This window comes from Stenotrophomonas koreensis (genome assembly GCF_001431525.1).
GTDB classification, from domain to species: Bacteria; Pseudomonadota; Gammaproteobacteria; order Xanthomonadales; family Xanthomonadaceae; genus Stenotrophomonas; species Stenotrophomonas koreensis.
In genome coordinates this window covers 1-22,660 of record NZ_LDJH01000015.1, presented here as the reverse complement: position 1 = coordinate 22,660, position 22,660 = coordinate 1, and the positions used below count along the sequence as shown (strand labels likewise).

At 68.1% G+C, this 22,660-nt stretch carries 17 protein-coding genes, 2 rRNA genes and 1 pseudogene; 10 read left to right on the top strand and 10 right to left on the bottom strand.

Annotation, left to right across the window (positions count from 1 at the left end):
- The first annotated feature begins 55 nt into the window (after window positions 1–55).
- A complete protein-coding gene (locus ABB25_RS09680; protein ID WP_057666271.1) occupies window positions 56–451 on the top strand; it encodes an MAPEG family protein in 396 nt (131 codons plus the stop codon).
- Between the two features lie 15 nt (window positions 452–466).
- On the opposite strand, the gene rlmF is transcribed toward ABB25_RS09680, so the two are convergent.
- Entirely contained in the window at window positions 467–1,414 is a 948-nt protein-coding gene (gene rlmF / locus ABB25_RS09675) for a 23S rRNA (adenine(1618)-N(6))-methyltransferase RlmF (protein WP_211259309.1), read from the bottom strand.
- 226 nt (window positions 1,415–1,640) lie between these two features.
- Between rlmF and ABB25_RS15015 the strand changes: the two are divergent.
- From ABB25_RS15015 to ABB25_RS09660, 4 genes and pseudogenes are all read left to right on the top strand, one after another.
- Window positions 1,641–1,897: pseudogene (locus ABB25_RS15015) on the top strand (DUF3667 domain-containing protein); the annotation flags it as partial.
- A gap of 59 nt (window positions 1,898–1,956) precedes the next feature.
- On the top strand, window positions 1,957–2,694 hold the full coding sequence (locus ABB25_RS09670) for a hypothetical protein (protein WP_057666268.1): 738 nt from the start codon (window positions 1,957–1,959) through the stop codon (window positions 2,692–2,694).
- Window positions 2,695–2,793: 99 nt separating this feature from the next.
- Window positions 2,794–3,357: a lipocalin family protein gene (locus ABB25_RS09665; protein WP_057666266.1), complete on the top strand. Its 564-nt coding sequence runs from the start codon at window positions 2,794–2,796 to the stop codon at window positions 3,355–3,357.
- 67 nt (window positions 3,358–3,424) lie between these two features.
- Window positions 3,425–4,426, top strand: a complete 1,002-nt coding sequence (locus ABB25_RS09660) for an alpha/beta hydrolase (protein WP_057666264.1) — start codon at window positions 3,425–3,427, stop codon at window positions 4,424–4,426.
- On the opposite strand, the gene ABB25_RS09655 is transcribed toward ABB25_RS09660, so the two are convergent.
- Window positions 4,414–4,878, bottom strand: a complete 465-nt coding sequence (locus tag ABB25_RS09655) for a hypothetical protein (protein ID WP_057666262.1) — start codon at window positions 4,876–4,878, stop codon at window positions 4,414–4,416. The two genes, ABB25_RS09660 and ABB25_RS09655, sit on opposite strands and share 13 nt — an antisense overlap.
- 100 nt (window positions 4,879–4,978) lie before the next feature.
- Complete coding sequence (locus ABB25_RS09650) at window positions 4,979–5,431, bottom strand: hypothetical protein (RefSeq protein WP_152981157.1); 453 nt, start codon at window positions 5,429–5,431, stop codon at window positions 4,979–4,981.
- A gap of 134 nt (window positions 5,432–5,565) precedes the next feature.
- On the opposite strand from ABB25_RS09650, the gene ABB25_RS09645 reads away from it, so the two are divergent.
- Entirely contained in the window at window positions 5,566–8,061 is a 2,496-nt protein-coding gene (locus ABB25_RS09645) for a DEAD/DEAH box helicase (protein ID WP_425477327.1), read from the top strand.
- Window positions 8,062–9,092: 1,031 nt separating this feature from the next.
- A complete protein-coding gene (locus ABB25_RS15010; RefSeq protein WP_425477326.1) occupies window positions 9,093–9,908 on the top strand; it encodes a ribonuclease H-like domain-containing protein in 816 nt (271 codons plus the stop codon).
- Between the two features lie 68 nt (window positions 9,909–9,976).
- Here the strand turns inward: ABB25_RS15010 and ABB25_RS09635 are convergent, their stop codons facing one another.
- The 3 genes from ABB25_RS09635 to ABB25_RS09625 all read right to left on the bottom strand — a co-directional run bounded on the left by ABB25_RS09635 (window position 9,977) and on the right by ABB25_RS09625 (window position 13,366).
- Window positions 9,977–11,185 (bottom strand): XVIPCD domain-containing protein, encoded by a 1,209-nt coding sequence (locus tag ABB25_RS09635; protein WP_152981155.1) that lies wholly within the window; start codon window positions 11,183–11,185, stop codon window positions 9,977–9,979.
- Window positions 11,186–11,366: 181 nt separating this feature from the next.
- Window positions 11,367–12,038 carry a hypothetical protein gene (locus ABB25_RS09630; protein WP_152981153.1) on the bottom strand — a complete coding sequence of 224 codons (672 nt, stop codon included), beginning with the start codon at window positions 12,036–12,038 and terminating at the stop codon, window positions 11,367–11,369.
- Window positions 12,039–12,235: 197 nt separating this feature from the next.
- Window positions 12,236–13,366: a saccharopine dehydrogenase family protein gene (locus ABB25_RS09625; RefSeq protein WP_152981152.1), complete on the bottom strand. Its 1,131-nt coding sequence runs from the start codon at window positions 13,364–13,366 to the stop codon at window positions 12,236–12,238.
- Between the two features lie 319 nt (window positions 13,367–13,685).
- Between ABB25_RS09625 and ABB25_RS09620 the strand changes: the two genes are divergently transcribed.
- From ABB25_RS09620 to ABB25_RS09610, 3 genes are all read left to right on the top strand, one after another.
- Entirely contained in the window at window positions 13,686–14,006 is a 321-nt protein-coding gene (locus tag ABB25_RS09620; protein ID WP_083488228.1) for an I78 family peptidase inhibitor, read from the top strand.
- Between the two features lie 357 nt (window positions 14,007–14,363).
- A complete protein-coding gene (gene gltB, locus ABB25_RS09615) occupies window positions 14,364–18,818 on the top strand; it encodes a glutamate synthase large subunit (protein ID WP_057666250.1) in 4,455 nt (1,484 codons plus the stop codon).
- Window positions 18,819–18,873: 55 nt separating this feature from the next.
- Window positions 18,874–20,340 carry an FAD-dependent oxidoreductase gene (locus tag ABB25_RS09610; RefSeq protein WP_057666248.1) on the top strand — a complete coding sequence of 489 codons (1,467 nt, stop codon included), beginning with the start codon at window positions 18,874–18,876 and terminating at the stop codon, window positions 20,338–20,340.
- 105 nt (window positions 20,341–20,445) lie between these two features.
- Here ABB25_RS09610 and arsC read toward each other — a convergent pair whose 3' ends face one another.
- From arsC to rrf (ABB25_RS09590), 4 genes are all read right to left on the bottom strand, one after another.
- Window positions 20,446–20,844 carry an arsenate reductase (glutaredoxin) gene (arsC, locus tag ABB25_RS09605; protein WP_057666245.1) on the bottom strand — a complete coding sequence of 133 codons (399 nt, stop codon included), beginning with the start codon at window positions 20,842–20,844 and terminating at the stop codon, window positions 20,446–20,448.
- Entirely contained in the window at window positions 20,841–21,896 is a 1,056-nt protein-coding gene (locus ABB25_RS09600) for an NAD(P)-dependent alcohol dehydrogenase (RefSeq protein ID WP_057666307.1), read from the bottom strand. The genes arsC and ABB25_RS09600 overlap by 4 nt, the downstream gene beginning before the upstream one ends.
- A 337-nt stretch (window positions 21,897–22,233) precedes the next feature.
- Window positions 22,234–22,348: ribosomal RNA gene (gene rrf, locus ABB25_RS09595) — 5S ribosomal RNA — on the bottom strand.
- 127 nt (window positions 22,349–22,475) lie between these two features.
- Window positions 22,476–22,590, bottom strand: a 5S ribosomal RNA gene (rrf, locus tag ABB25_RS09590).
- Window positions 22,591–22,660 lie beyond the last annotated feature (70 nt).

The window sequence follows — 22,660 nt, the reverse complement described above, 5'->3', positions numbered from 1 at the left end:
ACGGACAGCCCGGCCTGGGCTAGCCTTGGCACTTTCCATCACCCGGAGCCCTCCCATGCGCCTTGCCTACAGCTGCGTCCTGATTGCCTGCCTGTTGCCATGGATCTGCGCGCTGATCGCCAAATCCGGCAGCTTTGGCAAGCCACGGCGCAACGGCGGTTTTGACAACCACAACCCGCGTCAATGGCTGGCCGGTCTGCAGGGCTGGCAGGCGCGGGCCCATGCCGCCCAGCAGAATGGCTTTGAAGCGCTGCCGTTGTTCATCGCCGGGGTACTGCTGGCCGGGCAGGCCGGCGCCGATGCGGTCATGATCGACCGTCTGGCACTGGCCTTCCTCGCCTGCCGGCTGGGGTACATCGGCGCGTATCTGGCCGACCTGGCCAGCGTGCGCAGCGGGTTCTGGTTTGCCGGGGTGGCCTGCTGCATCGGCCTGTTCGTGGTAGCCAGCTGAAGCTGCCGCGCGCGCTCAGCCAGGCTGCAGCCAGCGCTGGCGCTGCGCGGCCGGCTGGAAGCTCCAGGCCACGAAGCGGCTGCGCTTGCTGCCCTGGGCCATGGCCACCTCGCGCACCTCGCGGGCACCGGCCTTGCCCAGCTGCCGGTGCAGCCCGGGCAGGTGTTCGCTTTTGGCCACCAGCGAGGAGAACCACAGCACCTGGTCGGCCACGTCCACCGATTCGTTGACCATCCGGCGCAGGAACGACGCCTCGCCACCGGTGCACCACAGCTCGTTGGCCTGGCCGCCAAAATTCAATGCCGGCGCCTGCCGGGAACCCGGAACTGGCCTGCCCGCCGCCAGGTTGCGCAGCTTGCGCACGCTGCCGCGCGCCGCCTCCTCGGCCGAAGCATGGAAAGGGGGATTGCACAGGCTCAGCGCGAAGCGCTCGCCGGCACCGATCACGCCCTTGAACAGCTGGCCGCGGTTGGCCTGCAGCCGCAGGTCGATGACTGCCTCCAGCCGGTTGCCCTGCACATTGGCCCGCGCATGCTGCAGCGAAGCGGCGGCGATGTCGCTGCCGACGAACGACCAGCCGTACTCGGCATGGCCCAGCAACGGATAGATCACATTGGCACCGACGCCGATATCGAGCACGCGCCACTGCGGCCCGCGCGGCAGCACGCCGCCGTTGTCGGCGGCCAGCAGGTCGGCCAGGCCGTGCAGGTAATCCACCCGCCCGGGCACCGGCGGGCACAGGTAGCCATCGGGAATGTCCCAGTGGGCGATGCCGTAGTACTGCCGCAGCAGCGCGCGGTTGAGCTCGCGTACGGCGGCAGGGGCACTGAAATCGATGCTCTGCGCCCCGCCCAGGGTATGCAGCAGGTGGGCGCGCAGGGCCGGGTTGGCCTGGCACAGCACGGCCAGGTCGTAGCGGCCATGGTGGTGGTTGCGCGGATGCAGGGGAGAGGCGGCGGGCACGGAGGCGTCCGCCCGGCGGCGTGGCATGCGGGAAGTCATGCTGCTATTGGACACCAGCAACGCTGTATCGCGCACGCCGTGGCCATGACCTCCCGCCTCTGCCATGCCTGGACGCAATTGGCCATCGTGCACGCCTTGACGGTGCTGCCCCGGGCATCGCCCCGGCAGCGACCTCCCTGTGAGCGAGACCACTGCTCGTGTTGCCTGAGCCAACTGCCAGCCCCCGCTGCACGGCGCGTACTGCCAACACTGCGGCCAGGCCGCGCACAACCCGCTCAAATCCCTGGCGCATGCCATCGAGGATGTGTACGAGTCGTTCTGGCACCTGGACGGGCAGATCTTCCGCACCCTTTACGAGCCATGGATTCGCGGCCGCATCGCCAGCAATTACCTGGGCGGCCAGCGCGTGCGTATCTGCCGCCCTTGCGGCTGTTCGTGGTGCTGTCGCTGTTTGCCTTCTTCGCTGCCCGGCTGGCGCTCACGGGCAGGAGGAACTGCTGGACATCCGCCCGGGCAATGGCGCGTTCGCTACGCTGGACAACGTGGCCGAGGTACAGCGCCCGCGCGATGCGCTGCTCGCGGACATCGTGATGCCGGCCAATGCCGGCCCGCCGCTGGCGCCCCCGCTGGAAGCCAGCCGCAGGGCGATCGAGACTGCCGCAGCCGAGCGGATCGCCCAGCTGCAGGGGCAACCCGGGCCGGCGGCAGCGGCCAGGCCATTGCCATTGCCATTGAACAACGGCGGCCGGCCCTGGCACCCAGTGGACAACCCGCTGGCCTATCGCCTGCTGCCATCCTGGCTCAATGCCCCCCTCAAGCACCGGCTGGAGCGGCTGCAGGCCAACCTGCAACCCGGCCACAAGCGCGGCAGCCAGCTGATCAAGTGCTTCATGGCGGCCCTGCCGGCCACGCTGCTCGTGCTGATGCCGCTGCTGGCACTGGTGCTGCGTCTGCTCTACTGGCGGCGGCCGATGGGTTACCTGAAGCACCTGGTGGTGGCGCTGTACAGCCACGCCTGGCTGCTCACCGCGCTGCTGCTGGGCAGCCTGGCCAGCATTGCCGCCGCTGCCAGCGGCATCGCGCTGACAGCAACGGCGGCCAATGTGCTCGCGGCCGCCTTGTGGCTGGCGGTGCCGGTGTACCTGTGGCGGATGCAGCGCCGGGTCTATGGTGGAGGACTGCTGCTGCACAGCCTGCGCTTTGCCACCACCGGCAGTGTCTACGGCGTGCTGGTACTGCTGGCCACGCTGTACGCGATGCTGGCCAGCCTGACCGCCTGAACCGGCGCTGGGCAGGCGCGCGCGTGCATGCATCCAGCCGACACCGCCATCGCGTAGACAACGCAACACTCTACGTCCCTGCCCAGCTGGTGACCTGCCATGTTCCGCACCCTGTCGTTGCTGTCTGTCCTGTCTGCCGGCCTGGCCCTGCCCGCCCTGGCCCCCGCCGCCGGCGGTGCACCGCTGCCCAACACCAGCGTGCCGGCGCTGGACCTGCAGCGCTATGCCGGCAAATGGTACGAGCAGGCCAGCCTGCCGATGTTCTTCACCCGCGCCTGCGTGGGCGACACCACCGCGCAGTACACCCCGCAGGCCGATGGCACGATGGCGGTGCGCAACCGCTGCCGCACCGCCGACGGCAGCCACCAGCAGGCCGACGCAGTGGCCCGCCGGGCCGGACAGAACCCGGCAGAGCTGGAAGTGCGCTTCGCCCCGCGCTGGCTGTCCTGGCTGCCGATGGTCTGGGGCGACTACTGGGTGATCGCGCTGGATGAGGACTACCAGTGGGCGATGGTCGGCACCCCCGGGCGCGATTACCTGTGGATCCTGTCGCGCGCACCACAGCTGGAGGAGCAGACCTACGCGGCACTGGTCGAACGTGCCCGGCGCATGGGTTACCCGGTGGACAAGCTGCACAAGACGCCACAGACCGGCAACGACTGAGCCGGAGGCCGCGGCTCGACCCGGCCGGCGTCGCCAGCGGCGGTTGGTACACGGCATACTCGCCACGATGATGCCCACCCTGTTCATCCCCTCACCGGCGCGCCGCATCGGGCTGGCCGTGCTGCTGGCCAGCCTGCTCGGCGGCTGCGCCACCTCCCCCGCCCCGGCGCCGGCCAGCCCTGCCCCGCCACCGCTGGCGCTGGAGGGCACCGCCAGCCACCACTTCCAGGTGCCCGGCAGCGGCCGGCGCTATCCGTTGTGGGTCAGCCTGCCGGCCTCCTACGACCAGCAGCCCGAACGGCACTACCCGGTGCTGTTTGTCACCGATGCCCCGTGGTCATTCCCGATCATCCACGGCCTGCGCGCGTTGATGGGGCGTGGCGATGCGCGGTTTGACGAGTTCATCCTGGTCGGCCTGCCACCACAGGAAGGGCTGTCGCTGCGTGACAGCCGCTCGCGCGACTACACCCCGACCGACCCACGCCAGCGCGCCGGCTTTGACCCGGAAGACTACGAGGCGCCGGAGTACGGCCAGGCTGCGGCCTGGCGCGATGCGGTCGAGCAGCAGGTGCTGCCGCTGGTGGCCAGCCACTACCGCGCCGACATGCAGCGCAAGGTCTATGCCGGCCATTCCTATGGTGGGCTGTTCGGCAGCTACGTGCTGCTCACCCGGCCGCAGCTGTTTGACACCTACATCCTCGGCAGTCCCTCGCTGTGGTTTGACCAGGGCGAAATCTTCCGCCTCGAGCAGCAGGTGGCCGCACGGCGCGCAGCCAGCGGGGAGGACGCGCTGCCGGCACGGGTGCGGCTGTACATCGGCAGCTGGGAGCGACCGGGCCACGAGCCGCGCAGCTACGGCCCGGACGGCAAGGACATGGTCGGCGACGTGCAGCGCTTTGCCGGCATCCTGCAGCAGCGCGGCTACCGTGGGCTGCAGGTGGATTACCGGGTGATCGAGGGCACCGACCACGGCAGCGTGTACCCGGCCTTCATCACCGACGCGCTGGTCTGGGCGCTGCCCGGGCGCAACCCCAAGTACCACGAAGGCGACACGGCTCAGTCGCCCTGAGCCTGCTGCTGCGCCGACCAGCGCGCGGCGCGCGCGATCTGCTCATCATCCAGCGGTACATCCCGCGCGGTCGCCGCCTGGATCTGCGCCGGGCCGCCGGTGGCCCGGTTCAGCCAGCTGCCGCCCTTGCGCAGTGCCTGGTTGATGCCGTACATCAGGTAGCCGCCGTGCTTGAGGGCAATCTCCTCCGGGCTGGGGCCACGGCCGAAGCGGCCATCGAAGTGGTTGGGGCGACGGGCAAACGGGTCCGGCGTCCAGTCCAGGTCCGGGCGCAACGCCTCGATCACCTCCAGCGTGCGCAGCGGGGGCGTGGCCGCCCCGCTGTCAGCGCCTGCCTGCGACCGCTCGTCAGCCGGCAGCGTGGCCGCCGTCGGCGGCGCACTGTCGTCGGCCAGGCTCACCACCGGCAGGGACAGGGCCAGCAACAGGCACGGCATGGCAACGGACTTCATGGCGGGCGCGGTCACAGGGAAGGGGGATCGAGTGTGCCGCATCTGGCTTTGCGGAGCTGAACCCCGGGCGACTTCGCGTACTCTGCTTGCCCGGGCGGGCTCATCGCTCTGCCGCTGCCGCCTCGCTCCAGCGCGCGGCGCGCGCGAGCTGTTCCTCGTCCAGCGGCACATCACGGGCGGCCGCCGCCTGGATTTGCTCACGCCCACCGGTCACCCGGTTCAGCCCGCGCAGGCCGGCGGCCAGGGCCAGGTTGCCGTAGTAATGGATATAGCCGTGGTGCTTGAGCGCAATCTCCTGCGGTGAGGGGTCGTAACGGAAACGTCTGGCCATCGCGTCCGCACGCGGGGCAAACGGATCGACCGGTGCCAGATCCGGGCGCACGGCGTCCACCGTAGGCAGTGTTGTCGCAGCAACCGATGCGCCTGCAGTAACCGGATCGGTCACCGCCGGCATGGACGGCACCGCTGCGGTGGTACGCCCGCCCTCCTGCTGCTGCGCCAACGCACTGGCAGCCATCAGCCCCAACAGCATCCCTGCCACGGTCCTGCGCATCACAGCTTCCCTGTCCGGCGAGGCGCACAGTATTCACATGGCGGATTAAGTTTCCGTTCCCATGTCAGGACAGGTCGCGGCCAGTGAGATCCGGCTATGGTGTGCTGCCCGCTCCACCGTCGTGCGCCCTGCCCATGTCCTTCCCGATCGCCCCCCGCACCGTTGCTGCAGAACAGGCGCTGGCCACCACCGATGATGGCCGTCCCAGCCGCGATGGCGCCCTGCTCGGCCAGCGCCTGAGCCGGCGTTACGCCGACCGCGTCACCGGCAGCTTCACCATTCCCGGGCGCGAAGGCCGCTATGCGCCGATTCCCGACGACCTGCCCGAGTCGCTGAAGGCGGCGCTGAAGGCGCGCGGCATCAGCCAGCTGTATGCGCACCAGGCCCAGGCCTGGGAAGCGAGCCAGCGCGGCGAGCACGTGGCCATCGTCACCCCGACCGCCTCGGGCAAATCGCTGTGCTACACCCTGCCGGTGGTGAGCGCGGCGATGCAGGGGCAGGCCAAGGCGCTGTATCTCTTTCCCACCAAGGCGCTGGCCCAGGACCAGGTGGCCGAACTGCTCGAGCTCAACCGCGCCGGTGATCTGGGCCTGAAGGCCTTCACCTTCGATGGCGACACCCCCGGCGATGCGCGCCAGGCCATCCGTCTGCATGGCGACATCGTGGTGTCCAACCCGGACATGCTGCACCAGGCGATCCTGCCGCACCACACCAAGTGGGCGCAGTTCTTCGAGAACCTGCGCTACGTGGTGATCGACGAGATCCACACCTACCGCGGCGTGTTCGGCAGCCATGTCACCAACGTGCTGCGCCGGCTCAAGCGCATCTGTGCCTTCTACGGTGTGCAACCGCAGTTCATCCTGTGCTCGGCCACCATCGGCAACCCGCATGCGCACGCCCAGGCATTGGTGGAAGAGGCTGTCACCGCGATCACCGAATCAGGCGCGCCCACCGGCGACAAGCACGTACTGCTGTGGAACCCGCCGGTGGTCAATGCCGATCTGGGCCTGCGTGCCTCGGCCCGTTCGCAGGCCAACCGCATCGCGCGCATCGCGATCAAGAGCGGGCTGAAGACCCTGGTGTTCGCGCAGAGCCGGCTGATGGTCGAGGTGCTGACCAAGTACCTGAAGGACATCTTCGACCATGACCCGCGCAAGCCGCCGCGCATCCGTGGCTACCGGGGCGGTTACCTGCCCACCGAACGCCGCGAGGTCGAGCGCGCGATGCGTGCCGGTGACATCGACGGCATCATCTCGACTTCCGCGCTGGAGCTGGGCGTGGACATCGGCGCGCTGGACGTGGTCATCCTCAACGGCTACCCGGGCAGCGTGGCCGCGACCTGGCAGCGCTTCGGCCGCGCCGGACGCCGCCAGCAGCCCAGCCTGGGTGTGATGATCGCCAGCAGCCAGCCGCTGGACCAGTACGTGGTGCGCCATCCGGATTTCTTCGCCAACGCCAGCCCCGAGCACGCACGCATCGCCCCGGACCAGCCGCTGATCCTGTTCGACCACATCCGCTGCGCCAGCTTCGAACTGCCGTTTGTCGAGGGCGAGCACTTCGGCCCGATCGACCCGCAGGTGTTCCTCGAGGCGCTGGTCGAGGCCGGCGTGCTGCATGTGGAGGCCGGACGCTGGGAATGGATTGCCGACAGCTACCCGGCCAACAGCGTCAGCCTGCGCGCGGTGGCCGATGGCAACTTCGTGGTGGTGGACCGCAGCGACGGCAAGCAGCAGATCATCGCCGAGGTCGATTACTCGGCCGCCGCGCTGACCCTGTACGAGGGCGCGATCCACATGGTGCAGTCCACCCCCTACCAGGTCGAACAGCTGGACTGGGAGGGGCGCAAGGCCTATGTCACCCGCACCTTCGTGGACTACTACACCGACTCGATCGACTACACCAAGCTCAAGGTGCTGGACCGCTTCGACGGTGGCGCGGCCGGTGCCGGCGACAGCCATCACGGCGAGGTGCATGTGGTGCGCCGGGTGGCCGGCTACAAGAAGATCCGCTACTACACCCACGAGAACATCGGCTACGGCCCAGTGAACCTGCCCGACCAGGAGCTGCACACCACCGCGATGTGGTGGCAGCTGCCCCAGGCCACCCTGCTGCGCGCCTTTGCCAGCCGCCAGGACGCACTCGATGGCTTCCTCGGTGCGGCCTACGCGCTGCATATCGTCGCCACTGTGGCAGTGATGGCCGATGCCCGCGACCTGCAGAAGGCGGTGGGCAGCGGCGATGGCGCCTGGTTCGCGCTGGCCGATGCCAGCGGCCGCGGCCAGCTGCGCGGTGAGGGCGGCCAGCAGGCCGACGTCGAACTGCTGCAGCAGTTCGTGCCCACCGTGTACCTGTACGACAACTTCCCCGGCGGCGTCGGCCTGTCCGAACCGCTGTGGCAGCGCCAGGCCGAACTGGTGCAGCGTGCGCTGGAACTGGTCGATGGCTGCGACTGCCGCTGCGGCTGCCCCGCCTGCGTCGGCCCGGTGCTGGCCGCGCAGGAGGACAGCACAGGCCAGCAGACCCCGCGTACGCTGGCCCACCGCGTGTTGCAGCTGCTGCACGCGGCCCACTGTGACCAGGTACCCACCGTGACCGCACACGCCATCGAGGCCATCGACCTGCTGCCATGAGCCTGACGCTGGACAAGCTGCGTTCGCTGCGGCGCCAGGCCGGCGCGGCCGATACCCCGCCAGCGCCCGCCGAAGCGGCTGGATCAGCTGGAAGTGTGGGAGCGACCTTGGTCGCGAGCCCGCCGTCGCGCGCAAGCGCGCTCCCACAAACAGCGGCATCACCAGACGCTGCGCAAGCGGGCTCGATTCCCGCTGTGCCTGCAGCAGCGCCCCCGGGCGCGGCCTCGGCATCACAGACGAACGCATCCCCACCCACGCCCCCTGCAGTGACATCTGCCACTGTGGGAGCGGCCCTGGTTGCGAACAAACCACAATCCTCGGCATTGGACTGGATCCAGCAGACCATTCGCCACGCTGATCCGGCGGCTCTGGCCGCACGTGCCCATGGCAAGCCGGCGTCACTGCGTCCAGCGCCACGCCCCGGGCAATCCCCTCGCACCGCTCTGACGCCGCGCATCCCGGGCCAGCCAATCCGCACGGCCACGCTGCCGGATCGCCCGCCCCACACCCCTGCGGCCAGCGCCCCGGCATCGGCCGTTATGGGAGCAGGCCCGACCGCGACAGCTGCCAGGCCAGCCAAAACCACCACCCGCTCGGCCCTGGACTGGATCGAGCAGACCATTCGCCATGCCGACCCGACCACCCTGGCCGCACGCGTACAGGGCCAGGCCAGCACGCTGCGGCCGTCCGCGCCGCGCGCCCGCGTGCAACCGGCACCTGCCAGACCCGACCCGGCAGCGCCGGCCGATGCGCATGGGCTGAGCGCCAACACCACCATCATCCCGCCCGCGGTGGTGACCGGCGGCGGGCATGCCAACGCTGCGACAGCGGTACCGAAAAGCCCGGGCGCAACAGGCCCGGTCATGGCAGATCCCCTGCCCGCAACCGGCAGGGCAGCGCGTACATGCGCGGCAGGGCCACTGCCCGCCCAGACCGCGGCGGCATCGCGCACCACCGCGGAGCCGCCAACGGCAACCGGTCTGGTCAGTGCTGCGGCTCCCCCCCGATCCCCAGCGGCCACAGCAGTCGGGGTGATCATCCCACGTGACGTCGGCGCGCTGCAGCGCCTGCTGGCCACCCGCCAGCGGGCATTGCCAACGCCAACGGCCGCAACCGGATCAGTGGCCCGACGTGACCTGCCCGGCGAGGAAATCGCACCCGGTCTGTGGCTGCAGCAGGCCCATGTGCCGATGGCAATCCCCGCAGCACCGCTGTCACTGGGGTTTGCCCGTCGCCCGGACGACAGTGTGGCTCCTGCCGACCTGCTGTTCTTCGATACCGAGACCACCGGGCTGGCCGGCGGCACCGGCACCCGCGCCTTCATGATCGGCGCGGCGGATTTCCATGACGATGCCCGGCATGGCCCCGGCTTGCGTGTACGCCAGTTGCTGATTGCCACGCTGGGCGCGGAAAGCGCGATGCTGGATGCCTTCGCCGCGTGGCTCTCGCCGTCCACCGTGCTGTCCAGCTTCAACGGCCGCAGCTATGACGCGCCCCTGCTCAAGACCCGTTACCGGCTGGCCCGCAGGGCCGAGCCGTTGAGCGCGTTGGCGCACATCGACCTGCTGCATCCGGCACGCCGACGCTGGAAGGGGCTATGGGAAAACTGCCGACTGGGCACCATCGAACGCAACGTGCTGGGCATCGAACGCGACGATGACCTGCCCGGCAGCCAGGCTCCGGGCGCCTGGCTGGATTACCTGCGTGGCGGCAGCAGTGAACTGCTGCACCGCGTGGCCGCACACAACCACCAGGACGTGGTCACCCTGGCCCTGCTGCTGCAACAGCTCGTCAGCGATACACACCAGGACAGCGACCCAGCGCCGCGCCCCCTGCAACCCAGGTGACCTGGCCTGCACCGTCCGACGTCCGACGTCCGACATGCCGCATGCGGACCACAGCACAACGCACCGACTCAACGCGCCAGCGCCATCGGTACCGACACCGGCTCCTCCGCGAGCACGGCGCTGTAGCCCGGAACGGCGTGGCCCGGCTGGCTCGCGGCCTGCGCCAGGGAGGTCTCCACCGGCGTGGCCAGCGCGTCGGCAGCACGCACGTGCACCCGCTGATGTGCCGGATCCTGGCGATCCCCCCGCACAAGGACAAAGCGGGGATCATCGGCAGAGCCAGCCATCACCACGTGGTCGGCACGTTCGATACCGGCTTGCCGGGCCTTGGCATACAGGCTGGCGATGACCCGCTCGGAAGCCTGGTCCGGGGTACGGCCCAGCGCCTGTTCCAGCCGCACTACGCCAGCGTGGATGTCCTGGTACAGCGGGCTGTTGAACTCGCCATGCAAACGTTCGCCCGGCGCCGGCACAACCGAGGCAGCGCCAGGCAGCCGCTCCCCTTCCAGCGGTCGCGGACACCCGGTAACCCGCAGCTCGGCAAAGTCACGCTCCAGCGGCCGCCCTGAAACCGCATGCCGGACATGATCGGTCACCACATCAACCACATTGCGTGGCAGTGCCAGTACATCGTGCAGCGTGGCCACATCCTGACGGTACTTGTCGAACATCGGCTGGTAATGCAGATAGCGCTGCTGGTTGTCGGCACGGATGATCGAACCGCCGATACCCAGATCGTTATCAGGCAGGAAATTGCGGCTGTAATGGGCGGCAATTCCGACACCGGCAATGACCGCCAACGGATTGCGCAGGTCGGTAAAACGGCGCTCATCATCGGCATAACCGGCGCGCAGCAGCGCCTGCACATCCTGTTGCGCCGCATAGATGCGCACCTCGCCAACATGCTGGCTGGCTGCACTGACAAAATCGGTCGCCCGCACATGGTTGACGATATGTCCCACATCGGGCCGGAGGTCGGCAACCAGTCCGGCTGCGCCATAAGCGTCGAAAGTCTCGGTGTGCAGACCGTAGCGGTGCCCGGTGTACTGGGCAAGAAAACCGCCCAGCGAATGGCCGGTAACGGTCAATTCCAGCGGCCCACAATCCCGCGCCTTGTCCTGCGCATAGGCCAGTGCCGCCTCGGTAGCACGCCGCGCTGCGGCTACCTGGGCGTTGAACCCGGTAACGACCATGCCAAGGTCTGCAATCACGCCATCGCGTACCGGCTGGCGGCCAAACTCTGTTCCACGGTGGGCCAGAACCAATTCGCCACTCACCGTTTCCTGGTACAGGACTCCTTGATAGCCGAAGCTATCACTGAAGGTTTCCACTACCTGAAATGATCGTCCATCAACAGCTATTTCTTCATCCGGAAGTCGAGATTCATGCTCTCTGTATGAATCAACTGAAAGATAGGCATTGACCAGAGTACTCATCCTTGATTACTCCCATGGAATTTCAGTCCAGTTTTCTGGCCCGTACCTCGACGTTGAACAGGTCACTTTCCTTTACCCGCGCACGCAATGGGGTTCCTACCCGGTAGCGCATGGCCGCGGTGTCCTCAAAGCCGCCATTGGGGTAGTCACTGCGCAGAAAGCCGGAATGTATGACTGACTCAGCAAGGATTTCCTCGGTCAGCATTGACTCCACAAAACGGGTTTCATCCGGATTACCTGTCGGCCAGAGCGCAATCCGTGCCGCGACCATCGGGACATGGCAGACACCCAGGCCGAAGTAGTCATGACTCTCGATCAGATCGGTGTACACCACGCCGCGGAACACTCCCGGAGCCAGCTGTTCCACCTCGAAGGGAATGCTTTCGTGCAGCCCCTTCCGGGTACCGGACATCCCCCCTAGATCCGGGCCACAGGGATCGGCCAGCCGGGTTTCGTACTGCATGAAGCCCTTGGCATGGGCAAACGGTCCCGGCGGATCATGCAGGGTCAACGTGAACTCATAGGCAGTGGGGTTGGGATTGCGCTTCAACGGCGGTGACGGGGGGGCCCGGTGACGGACATCCATACGCGCCAGATAGGTAGGATCAGTCATGGCGCGCAGGACACAGCCGCTGGAAGACAGCATCAACAACACCACCGCCGTGCCTGTGACGGCTCCAATCAAGCCTCGCATCCTGTGTCTCCTTGCCATGGCTGCCCATACCGTCCCCGGATTGCTTGCTGCCTGTCATGACCACATCAGACCACAACGTCTGATCCTTTCCTGTCCGGGAAATCTGAAATCCGGGTCGTCCGGAGCTGGAGCGGCCTGCGCAGCGCCGGCTCGGCAGGATCGGCCCTGGACAACGGACCAGGACCTTTACCTGCGGCCTAATGCGCCGCATGGGGGGTGATTTCACTGTGGATATCCCAGCGCGCGAATTCGGCTTCGAATTCCGCCAGCTCGACCAGCCCGGCGCAGACATGCGCTCCGGGCGGCAACGGCTGCCCAGCCGCCCAGCGCCGGGCCAGGATGATCGCCGCGAAAGTGGGAATTTCCGGCCCGTGCAGCATCGGCGCGGTCAGTTCCCACTGCACGCTGTGGGGCAACCCCGCGCGCAGCCCCTGGACGCTCACGCGCATGCCGCCCAGCTCGCTGCCGAAGCGGTCGAACCAGCGTCCGCAGCGCGCGAACACCCCGCCCAGGGCCGCCATCGGCATGGGCAGGCCGTGGCTGCGCAGCCAGGCCAGGGCGGCCAGACAGCGCTGCAGCAACGGCAGCTCCAGTGCGGCGCGGAAGCGTACGCCCTGCAGCTGGGGATAGCGCTGCAGCAGCACATCGTGGTCGGGTACTTCACAGGCGGCGGCCAGCCGTGGGGCCAGGCGGGCAAACTGCACGGCCTGCGGATTGCCCCAGCCGACCACCGGCTGCCAGCGTCCCTGCCACCACACCGGGAAGGACTGCCCGCAATAGCCCAGCACCGCGCGTACCGTGGCCAGTCCCAGCGGAGTGGCCTGGGCCGGGGCAATCACCGTATCGACGTCAGACAGCACATCGAACTGTGTGGCCAGTGCATCGACCACCGCGGTGGACAGTGCCGGCAGGGTGCTGGCACCGCTGATCACGCTGCGCCCGGCAGCGCGTGCAGGCGCATCGAGCTGTGCCGGGAAATCGACCACGAATTGCCGGCCATCGGCCAGGTCGATGTAGTCCAGCCCGGCGTCGATGCAGGCCCGGGCAACCGTGTAGTCCTGCCCCTGGAAAGGCCCGGCGGCATGGATCAGCAGACCGGCGCCGCTGGCCCGCAGCTGCCCGGCCAGATCCGGGCCATGGCTGTCCACCGCGATGCAACGCACCTGCGCCAGGTCCACACCCGGCAGGTTGGCGGCTGCCTTGTGCGGATGGCGGCCGGCGGCGATCACCTCGATCCCCGGTGAGGCGGCCAGTGCACGCACGATGCGGGCACCAAAATGCCCGTATCCGCCCAGCACCAGGACGGTTGTAGGGGGAGCTTCCTGCATCGGCATGATCCTTGTCCATGAGCATCCATCCTGCACCAGCGCCGATGGCAAGGTAAACGCACTGTGCCCCGGCGCTGCCGGCAACAGCGTCCGTACTGTGATGGCGTGCACTGTCGGTGGCGGACAACAGAAGGATATTCACCGGCAGTGCGGTGATTGCCCCGTTGCCTGGGTCAGCGGCGGTGGTGTTGCCGTCAACAGGCCGGCAACGTCCTGGCCGCTAGTCTGCGGTGGTGTAACGCGTTGCCCGTACCCCGCCCTGGCCGCTCGGGCACACTGACAGCCACGGGATTGCCCGCCACTTGATCAAGGAACCCCTATGCGCTTTGCTCTTTTTTCTGCCTTGCCGCTGTGTGCAGCGATGACTGCCTGTGCCACGCCACCGCCCGGCAATGGCAACACCCCGCCGCTGGCTGCACCGGCCGAAGCAGGCGACTACAACTGCGAAAAAGCCGACCTGAGTGAATACAAGGGCCAGCAGTCCAGCCCCGAACTGCTGGAACAGGCGCGCCGCAAAGCCAATGCCCGCCATGTCCGGGTGGTCAAACCGGGGATGGCGGTGACCATGGATTACCGCATCGACCGGCTGACGGTGATGCTCGATGAAAGCGGCCGGATCGATTCGATCAGCTGCGGCTGACCGGCACGGGCCAGAACCGGCGCAACCGGCCTGCTGTGGCGCCGGTTGCGCAGTACCCCCCCGGCGACGGCTCCGGGCACTGCGCCGGGAGGAGCGGCCAGGTATCACCGCCCGGAACGCGTAGGCTACCGCCCGGTGCTTGCATCGGCATAACCACTGCCCAAGCAAAAAAGTGGCTCCGGAAAATCCCTGCCGAAACCAGCACAGCGGCAGGAAAGCCCGGCAGAAGTTCCGCCTGCAACCTATGTTGCAGCGCAGTAAATGCTGTGCTCTAGTCGATTTCCCGGGGCCCAGCGATTCGCCCGACCGTCGATACGCCAGGCATCCGGCCCCCCTGTTGGACGGATCGAGGCACCCATGTCGCACCGCAACTGTTCCGGGCTGTACCACCTCGACGATGAGCGCGACGCCTGTGGTTTTGGCATGGTCGTGCAGCTGGATGACCAGCCATCACGGATGCTGGTGGACACCGCCATCGGCGCACTCTCACGCATGACCCACCGCGGCGGCGTCGCTGCCGATGGCCTGACCGGCGATGGTTGTGGCCTGCTGATCCGTAAAGCCGATGGCTTCCTGGCCAATGCCGCCGGCGAGGCCGGCATCGTGCTGCGCCCGCGCTTTGCCGCCGGCAACCTGTTCCTGCCGCTGGATCCGGCCGCCGCCGCCCACTGCCGCCAGGTGCTGGAGCAGGAGCTGGTGCGGGCCGGGGTCGAACCGGCCGGCTGGCGCGTGCTGCCGCTGGACCCGTCGGTCTGCGGCGCGCTGGCCCGCGATACGCTGCCGCGGATCGAGCAGCTGTTCGTCAATGCCGGCGTCGGCCAGGGCGAGGAGGACTTTGCCCTGGCCCTGTTCCTGGCCCGCCGCCGCGCCGAGCAGGCGCTTGCCGGGCAGGCCGATTTCTACGTCACCTCGCTGGCGCCCAACAGCATCAGCTACAAGGGCATGGTGCTGCCGGACAAGCTGGCCACCTTCTACCCGGACCTGCAGCGCAGCGACCTGGCCGCCAGCGCAATCCTGTTCCACCAGCGCTTTTCCACCAATACCCTGCCGCGCTGGCCGCTGGCCCATCCGTTCCGGCTGCTGGCCCACAACGGCGAGATCAACACCATCGAGGGCAACCGGCGCTGGGCCCAGGCGCGCAGCAGGGTCTGGAAGAGCGAGCGCTTTGACATCGCCCAGTTCGACCCGGTGATCTCGATGCACGGCTCCGACTCGCAGAGCATGGACAACATGCTCGAGCTGCTGGTGGCCGGTGGCATGGAGCTGATCCAGGCGCTGCGCATCCTGGTGCCGCCGGCAACCCAGTCGCTGGAATACAAGGATGCCGACCTGGCCGCGTTCTACGAGTTCCATGGGCTCAATTCCGAACCCTGGGATGGCCCGGCCGGCATCGTCGCCTGCGATGGCCGTTATGCCGCCTGCACGGTGGACCGCAACGGCCTGCGCCCGGCGCGCTGGCTGCTGACCTCCGACCGCCATTTCCTGGTCGCCTCCGAGGCCGGCGTGTGGGAAGTGCCGACCGAGCGGGTGATCCGCAAGGGCAAGCTGGGCCCGGGCGAGATGCTGGCCATCGACCTCAAGCGCGGCGAGCTGCTCGACAGCGGGGCGATCGACCGTATCAACCGCGCCCGTGCGCCCTACAAGCAGTGGCTGCAGCACGGCGCGACCTGGCTGCAGACCGAGCTGATCGACCCCTCGCTGGTCGAGGAGCCGTTCGACGAGGCCACCCTGGCCAGCTACCACAAGCTGTTCCAGCTCAGCAGCGAGGAGGTCGAGCAGGTGCTGCGGCCGTTGGCCGAGACCGAGCAGGAAGCCACTGGCTCGATGGGCGATGACACCCCGATGGCGGTGCTCAGCCAGTTCGACCGCCCGCTGTACGACTACTTCCGCCAGGCCTTCGCCCAGGTCACCAACCCGCCGATCGACCCGCTGCGCGAAGCCTGCGTGATGTCGCTGACCACCCAGCTGGGCCGGGAGACCAACATCTTCCATGCCGGTGCGGAGACAGTGAACCACGTCATCCTCAACTCGCCGGTGCTGTCCCAGCGCAAGCTGCGCCAGCTGCTGAAGATGGAGCAGTACATCCACCTCAACCGCCTGCTCGACCTGTCCTACAGCGTCGAGGAAGGCCTGGCCGGCGGCATCGCGCGGCTGTGCGCCGAAGCCGAGGCCGCCGCACGCGCGGGCATCGTGGTGCTGCTGCTGTCCGACCGCTACCCGGTGCCGGGGCGGCCGATGGTGCATGCATTGCTGGCCACCGGCGCGATCCACCACCACCTGTGCCAGGCCGGCCTGCGCTGCGATGTGAACCTGATCATCGAGACCGGCACCGCCCGCGATGCCCACCACATGGCCTGCCTGCTCGGCTTCGGCGCCACCGCGGTCTACCCGTACCTGTCCTACCAGACCCTGTTCGACCTCGGCCGACGCGGCATCCTGAAGCTGAGCAAGGGCGGCGAGCAGTCGCAAATCGGCCGCCGCTACCGCAAGGGCATCAACAAGGGCCTGTCCAAGATCCTGTCCAAGATGGGCATCGCCACGGTGGCCAGCTACCGCGGTGCGCAGCTGTTCGAGATCGTCGGCCTGGAGGCGGACGTGGTCGAGCTGTGCTTTGCCGACACGCCCTCGCGCATCGGTGGCGTCGGCCTGGCGCGGCTGGACACCGAGGCGCGTGCCTTGAGTGCGCGCGCCTTCAACGAACAGCTCAAGCCCGAGGTCGGCGGCCTGCTCAAGTATGTGCACGGCGGCGAGTACCACATGTACAACCCGGACGTGGTGCTGACTCTGCAACGGGCCGCGCGCAGCGGTGATCCGGCGCACTGGCAGGCCTACTGCGCCGCGGTGCATGGCCGCCCGGTCTCGGCCCTGCGCGACCTGCTGACCCTGAAGCCGGCCGCCACCCCGGTGCCGCTGGACCAGGTCGAACCAGCCGAGGCGCTGTTCAAGCGCTTTGATACCGCTGCGATCTCGCTGGGGGCACTCTCGCCCGAGGCGCACGAAGCCCTGGCCCTGGCGATGAACCGGCTGGGCGGGCGTTCCAACTCCGGCGAGGGCGGCGAGGACCCGGCGCGCTACGGCACCGACAAGCGCTCCAAGATCAAGCAGGTGGCCTCCGGCCGCTTCGGCGTCACCGCCGAGTACCTGGTCAATGCCGAGGTGCTGCAGATCAAGGTCGCGCAGGGCGCCAAGCCCGGCGAGGGCGGGCAGCTGCCCGGGCACAAGGTCAACGAGCTGATCGCCCGCCTGCGTTATGCGCGGCCCGGCATCGGCCTGATCTCCCCGCCACCGCACCATGACATCTACTCGATCGAGGACCTGGCCCAGCTGATCTTCGATCTGAAGCAGGTCAATCCACAGGCGCTGGTCTCGGTCAAGCTGGTCAGCCATGCCGGCGTTGGTACCATCGCTGCCGGCGTGGTCAAGGCCGGCGCCGACCTGATCACCGTCTCCGGCCATGACGGCGGCACCGGCGCCTCGCCGGTCAGCTCGATCCGTTATGCCGGCGTGCCGTGGGAGCTGGGCCTGGCCGAATCGCACCAGGCACTGGTGGCCAACGACCTGCGCAGCCGCACCATCCTGCAGACCGACGGCGGGCTGAAGACCGGGCTGGATGTGGTCAAGGCCGCGATCCTGGGCGCGGACAGCTTCGGCTTCGGCACCGCGCCGATGATCGTGCTGGGCTGCAAGTACCTGCGCATCTGCCACCTCAACAACTGCGCCACCGGCGTGGCCACCCAGGACGAACGCCTGCGTGCGGAGCACTTCACCGGCCTGCCCGAACGGGTGGAGAACTTCTTCCGGCTGCTGGCCGAGGAAGTGCGCGGCTGGCTCAGCGTGCTCGGCGCGCGTTCGCTGGACGAGATCATCGGCCGCACCGAGCTGCTGGCCCAGCTGGAAGTCGAGCCCCGCCCGGGCGTGCGGGTGGACCTGTCGCGCCTGCTGGCCCCCAGCCATTTCGACGGTGCACATTGCGCCGCGCAGCGGCTGTACCAGCCCGCCGATGGCCTGGCCAGCCAGATCGACGGCCTGCTCGCCGAGGCGATCACGCACAAGCGCGGCGGCGAGCACCGCTTCCTGATCCACAACACCGACCGCTCCATCGGCGCGCGGGTGGCCGGGCAGATCGCCCGCGTGCACGGCATGCACGGCATGGCCGATGCGCCGATCACCCTGCGCCTGCGCGGCAGTGCCGGCCAGAGCCTGGGTGCGTTCAATGTCGATGGCCTGCAGCTGGAAGTGGAAGGCGAGGCCAATGACTACGTCGGCAAGGGCATGGGCGGCGGCCGCATCATCGTGCGCCCGCCCCGCGGCGCCCGCTTCGAGGCCCGCAGCACCGCGATCATCGGCAACACCTGCCTGTACGGCGCCACCGGCGGCGAGCTGTTTGCCGCCGGGCGGGCCGGCGAGCGCTTTGCGGTGCGCAACTCCGGCGCCCTGGCGGTGATCGAGGGTGCCGGCGACCACTGCTGCGAATACATGACCGACGGCATCGTGGTCGTGCTCGGCAAGGTCGGCCTGAACTTCGGTGCCGGTTTCACCGGTGGCCTGGCCTATGTGCTGGATATCGACCGCGATTTCGTGGACCGCTTCAACCACGAGCTGATCGACATCCACCGGATCAGCGCCGAGGGCTTCGAGAACTACCGCCAGCACCTGCACGGGCTGATCGGCCGCCACCGCGAACTGACCGGCTCGATCTGGGCACAGCAGATCCTGGACGAGTTCCGCGATTACATCGGCAAGTTCTGGCTGGTCAAGCCGAAGGCGGCCAGCATCGAATCACTGGCCGACTCCCTGCGGCGGGCCGCATGAATACCCCCCGCCGCGACCGCGCCACGCCCTCCCCCACCGTACCGGGACTGCCCACATGAGCCGCAAGCAACCCTTCCAGTTCCTGGACCTGCCGCGCCAGATGCCGCCACGCATTCCCGTCGAGGCACGTGTCGCCGGCGATTGGGGCGAGCTCTACCAGCGCTTCGACAAGGCCGAGGCGCAGTACCAGGCCGGCCGCTGCCTGGACTGCGGCAACCCGTACTGCTCGTGGAAATGCCCGGTGCACAACGCCATCCCGCAATGGCTGCAGCTGGTGCAGGAAGACCGCATCCACGAGGCGGCCACCCTGTGCCACAGCACCAACCCGCTGCCCGAGGTCTGCGGCCGGGTCTGCCCGCAGGACCGCCTGTGCGAGGGCAGCTGCACGCTGGAGGAATTCGGCGCGGTGACCATCGGCGCGGTGGAGAAATACATCGTCGATACCGCCCTGGCCACCGGCTGGACCCCGGATCTGGACCATGTACCGGGGACCGGCAAGCGGGTGGCGGTGATCGGCGCCGGCCCGGCCGGGCTGGCCTGTGCCGACCGCCTGGCCCGGGCCGGCGTGCAGGCCGTGGTGTTTGACCGCTACGAACAGATCGGCGGCCTGCTCCAGTACGGCATCCCGAACTTCAAGCTGGACAAGGACGTGATCGCCCGCCGCCGTGCGGTGCTCGAAGGCATGGGCGTGCTGTTCCGCCTCGGCATGGAAGTCGGCCGCGATGTCAGCGTCGACAGCCTGCTGGCCGATTTCGATGCGGTCTTCGCCGGCACCGGCGCCTACCGCTATACCGATGGCGGCCTGCCCGGGCAGGACCTCAAGGGGGTGGTACCGGCCCTGCCGTTCCTGGTCCACAACAGCCGCATCGTCACCGGCAGTGACCCGGCCGGGCGCCCGATTGCCGGCTGGGAAGACCAGACGCCCCTGCCCGATGTCAGCGGCAAGCGCGTGCTGGTGCTCGGCGGCGGCGATACCGGCATGGACTGCGTGCGCAGCGCGATCCGCCTGGGTGCGGCCAGGGTCACCTGCGCCTACCGCCGCGACGAGGCCTCGATGCCCGGCTCGGCGCGCGAGGTCGCCAATGCGCGCGAGGAAGGCGTGCGTTTCCTGTTCAACCGCCAGCCGCTGTCGGTCGAGGCCGGCGCCGATGACGAGGTGATCGGCGTGACCATGGTCGAAACCGCACTCGGCCCGGCCGATGCCGATGGCCGCCGCCGTGCCGAGGCACTGGCCGGCAGCGAGGCATTGATCGAGGCCGACGTAGTGATCATCGCCTTCGGTTTCTCGCCCAGCATGCCGGGCTGGCTGCAGGCTGCCGGGGTGGAAGGGCGCAGCAATGGCCGCATCATCACCGGCGATCCGGGCCGGCTGCCTTACCAGACCAGCCACGAGCGGATCTTTGCCGGCGGCGATGCGGTACGCGGTGCCGACCTGGTGGTCACCGCCGTGGCCGAAGGCCGGGATGCGGCAGCCAGCATCGTCCAGTACCTGGCCAACACGCACGCGCGCAACGCGGCCTGAGGCGATCGGCAAGGCTTTGCCAGGCCTTGCCGCCCGCTGGCGGTGGCAACAATGCAAAGGGCCGCCCACTGGGCGGCCCTTTGTCGTCACAGGCAGGCCAGCGTCTCAACCGCCAATCACGCTGCCGTCTTCCTTGGTGAACGGGGTTGCCAGCGGCGGCAGGATCTCCAGCACCAGCTCCGAGGGGCGGCACAAGCGGGTACCCAGGTCGGTACGCACGAACGGCCGGTTGATCAGCACCGGGTTGGCCAGCATCGCTGCCAGCAATGCGTCATCATCCAATGCCTGATCGGCCAGGCCGAGTTCGGCATACACCGCCTCCTTGCTGCGGATCGCCTCGCGCACGCTGATCCCGGCAGCGGAAATCATCGCCACCAGCGCGTCCTTGTCCGGCACCTGCTTGAGGTACTCGACCACGGTCGGCTCGATCCCGGCATGGCGCAGCAGCGCCAGGGTGTTGCGCGAGGTACCGCAACGCGGGTTGTGCCAGATCACCGCGTTCATGCCGCGACGTCCTGCAGCGTGGCCATGTCGATCACGAAGCGGTACTTCACATCGCCCTTGAGCATGCGCTCGTAGGCGGTGTTGATCTCATCGGCGCGGATCATCTCGATATCGGCGGTGATGCCGTGCCTGGCGCAGAAATCCAGCATTTCCTGGGTTTCACGGATGCCGCCGATCAACGAACCGGCGATGCTGCGCCGGTGCAGGATCAGCCCGAACACCTGCGGCGAGGGATGCGCATGTTCCGGTGCACCGACCAGGCACATGGTGCCGTCACGGCGCAGGCAGCCGATCAGCGGGTCCAGGTTGTGCGAGGCCGCCACCGTGTTGAGGATGAAGTGCAGGCGGTTGGCCTGGGCCTGCATCTGCGCCTTGTCCTTCGAATTGACCACCACATCGGCCCCCAGACGCAGCGCATCGGCGCGCTTGCTCTCGGAAGTGGTGAACAGCACCACCTCGGCGCCCATCGCCTTGGCGATCTTCACCGCCATGTGGCCCAACCCGCCCAGGCCGACCACGCCAACGCGCTGGCCGGGCCCGACCTTCCAGTGCGCCAGTGGCGAGTAGGTGGTGATGCCGGCACACAGCAACGGCGCCACGGCCGCCAGGTCCTGGCCCTGCTGGATATGCAGCGCATAGCCGGCATCGACCACGATGTGGTCCGAATAGCCGCCGTACGTGTTCACCCCGTCCGGGCCACCGTTGTAGGTACCGGTCATGCCGTTCTGGCAGTACTGCTCCTCGCCTTCCTTGCACGAATCACAGGTCCGGCAGCTGTCGACCATGCAGCCGACACCGGCCAGATCACCCACCTTGAAGGCGGTCACGGCACTGCCCACCGCCGTGACCGTGCCGACGATTTCATGCCCCGGCACGCAGGGGAACATCGTCCCGCCCCATTCACCACGGGCAGTGTGCAGGTCGGAATGGCAGACACCGCAGTAAGCGATATCGATGCGGATGTCATTCGGGCCGGGTTCGCGGCGCTCGAACGACCAGGGAGCAAGCGGCGCATCAGCCGCAGCGGCGGCAATGCCGTGGCACAGGGACATGGCAGTCTCCAGAAGGTGGGAATACAGGCGTGCCATGGTCGCATGCCCGATGTGTTGCTGGCTGTCTGCACCGGTATCACGGACGCAACACTGCATTGAATCCAGCCGCACGATGGCCCGGCACTACCTTGCGCACGCATCCGTCTGCCCGGCAGGCAGCAGCATAGGGCCTGTGGGATTGGGTTTTGCGGAAACCCGCTCGCACGGGAGGGATGGGCATCGAGCCGTGCGCCGGGGGCAAGCCTGGCCCTCGAAACCGCGTCGTGTAGGAGGGATGACCAGGTTTTGAAGCCCCCAAGACAAAACCCCCGGCCTTGGCCGGGGGTTTTGATTGAGGAACTGGCGATGACCTACTCTCGCACCGCTTAGGCGGCACTACCATCGGCGCGGCTGCGTTTCACTTCCGAGTTCGGGATGGGATCGGGTGGTTCCACAACGCTGTGATCGCCAGAAAGCGTTGTCTGCCGGCGCAAGGCGCACAGGACAGCGAATCTGGATGCCGCTGCAATCAGAGCGATTGCTGGGCTTACATAAAAAGAAAACCCCGCTGACGTGTCAGCGGGGTTTTCGGGGTAAAGACCCTGGCGATGACCTACTCTCGCACCGCTTAGGCGGCACTACCATCGGCGCAGCTGCGTTTCACTTCCGAGTTCGGGATGGGATCGGGTGGTTCCACAGCGCTAATTTCACCAGGGAGACAGTTGGAGCGTCGCCGGCTTTTCGTTCGGATAATGAGGGATTGCTCCCTTGTTACCTGAGTAAAA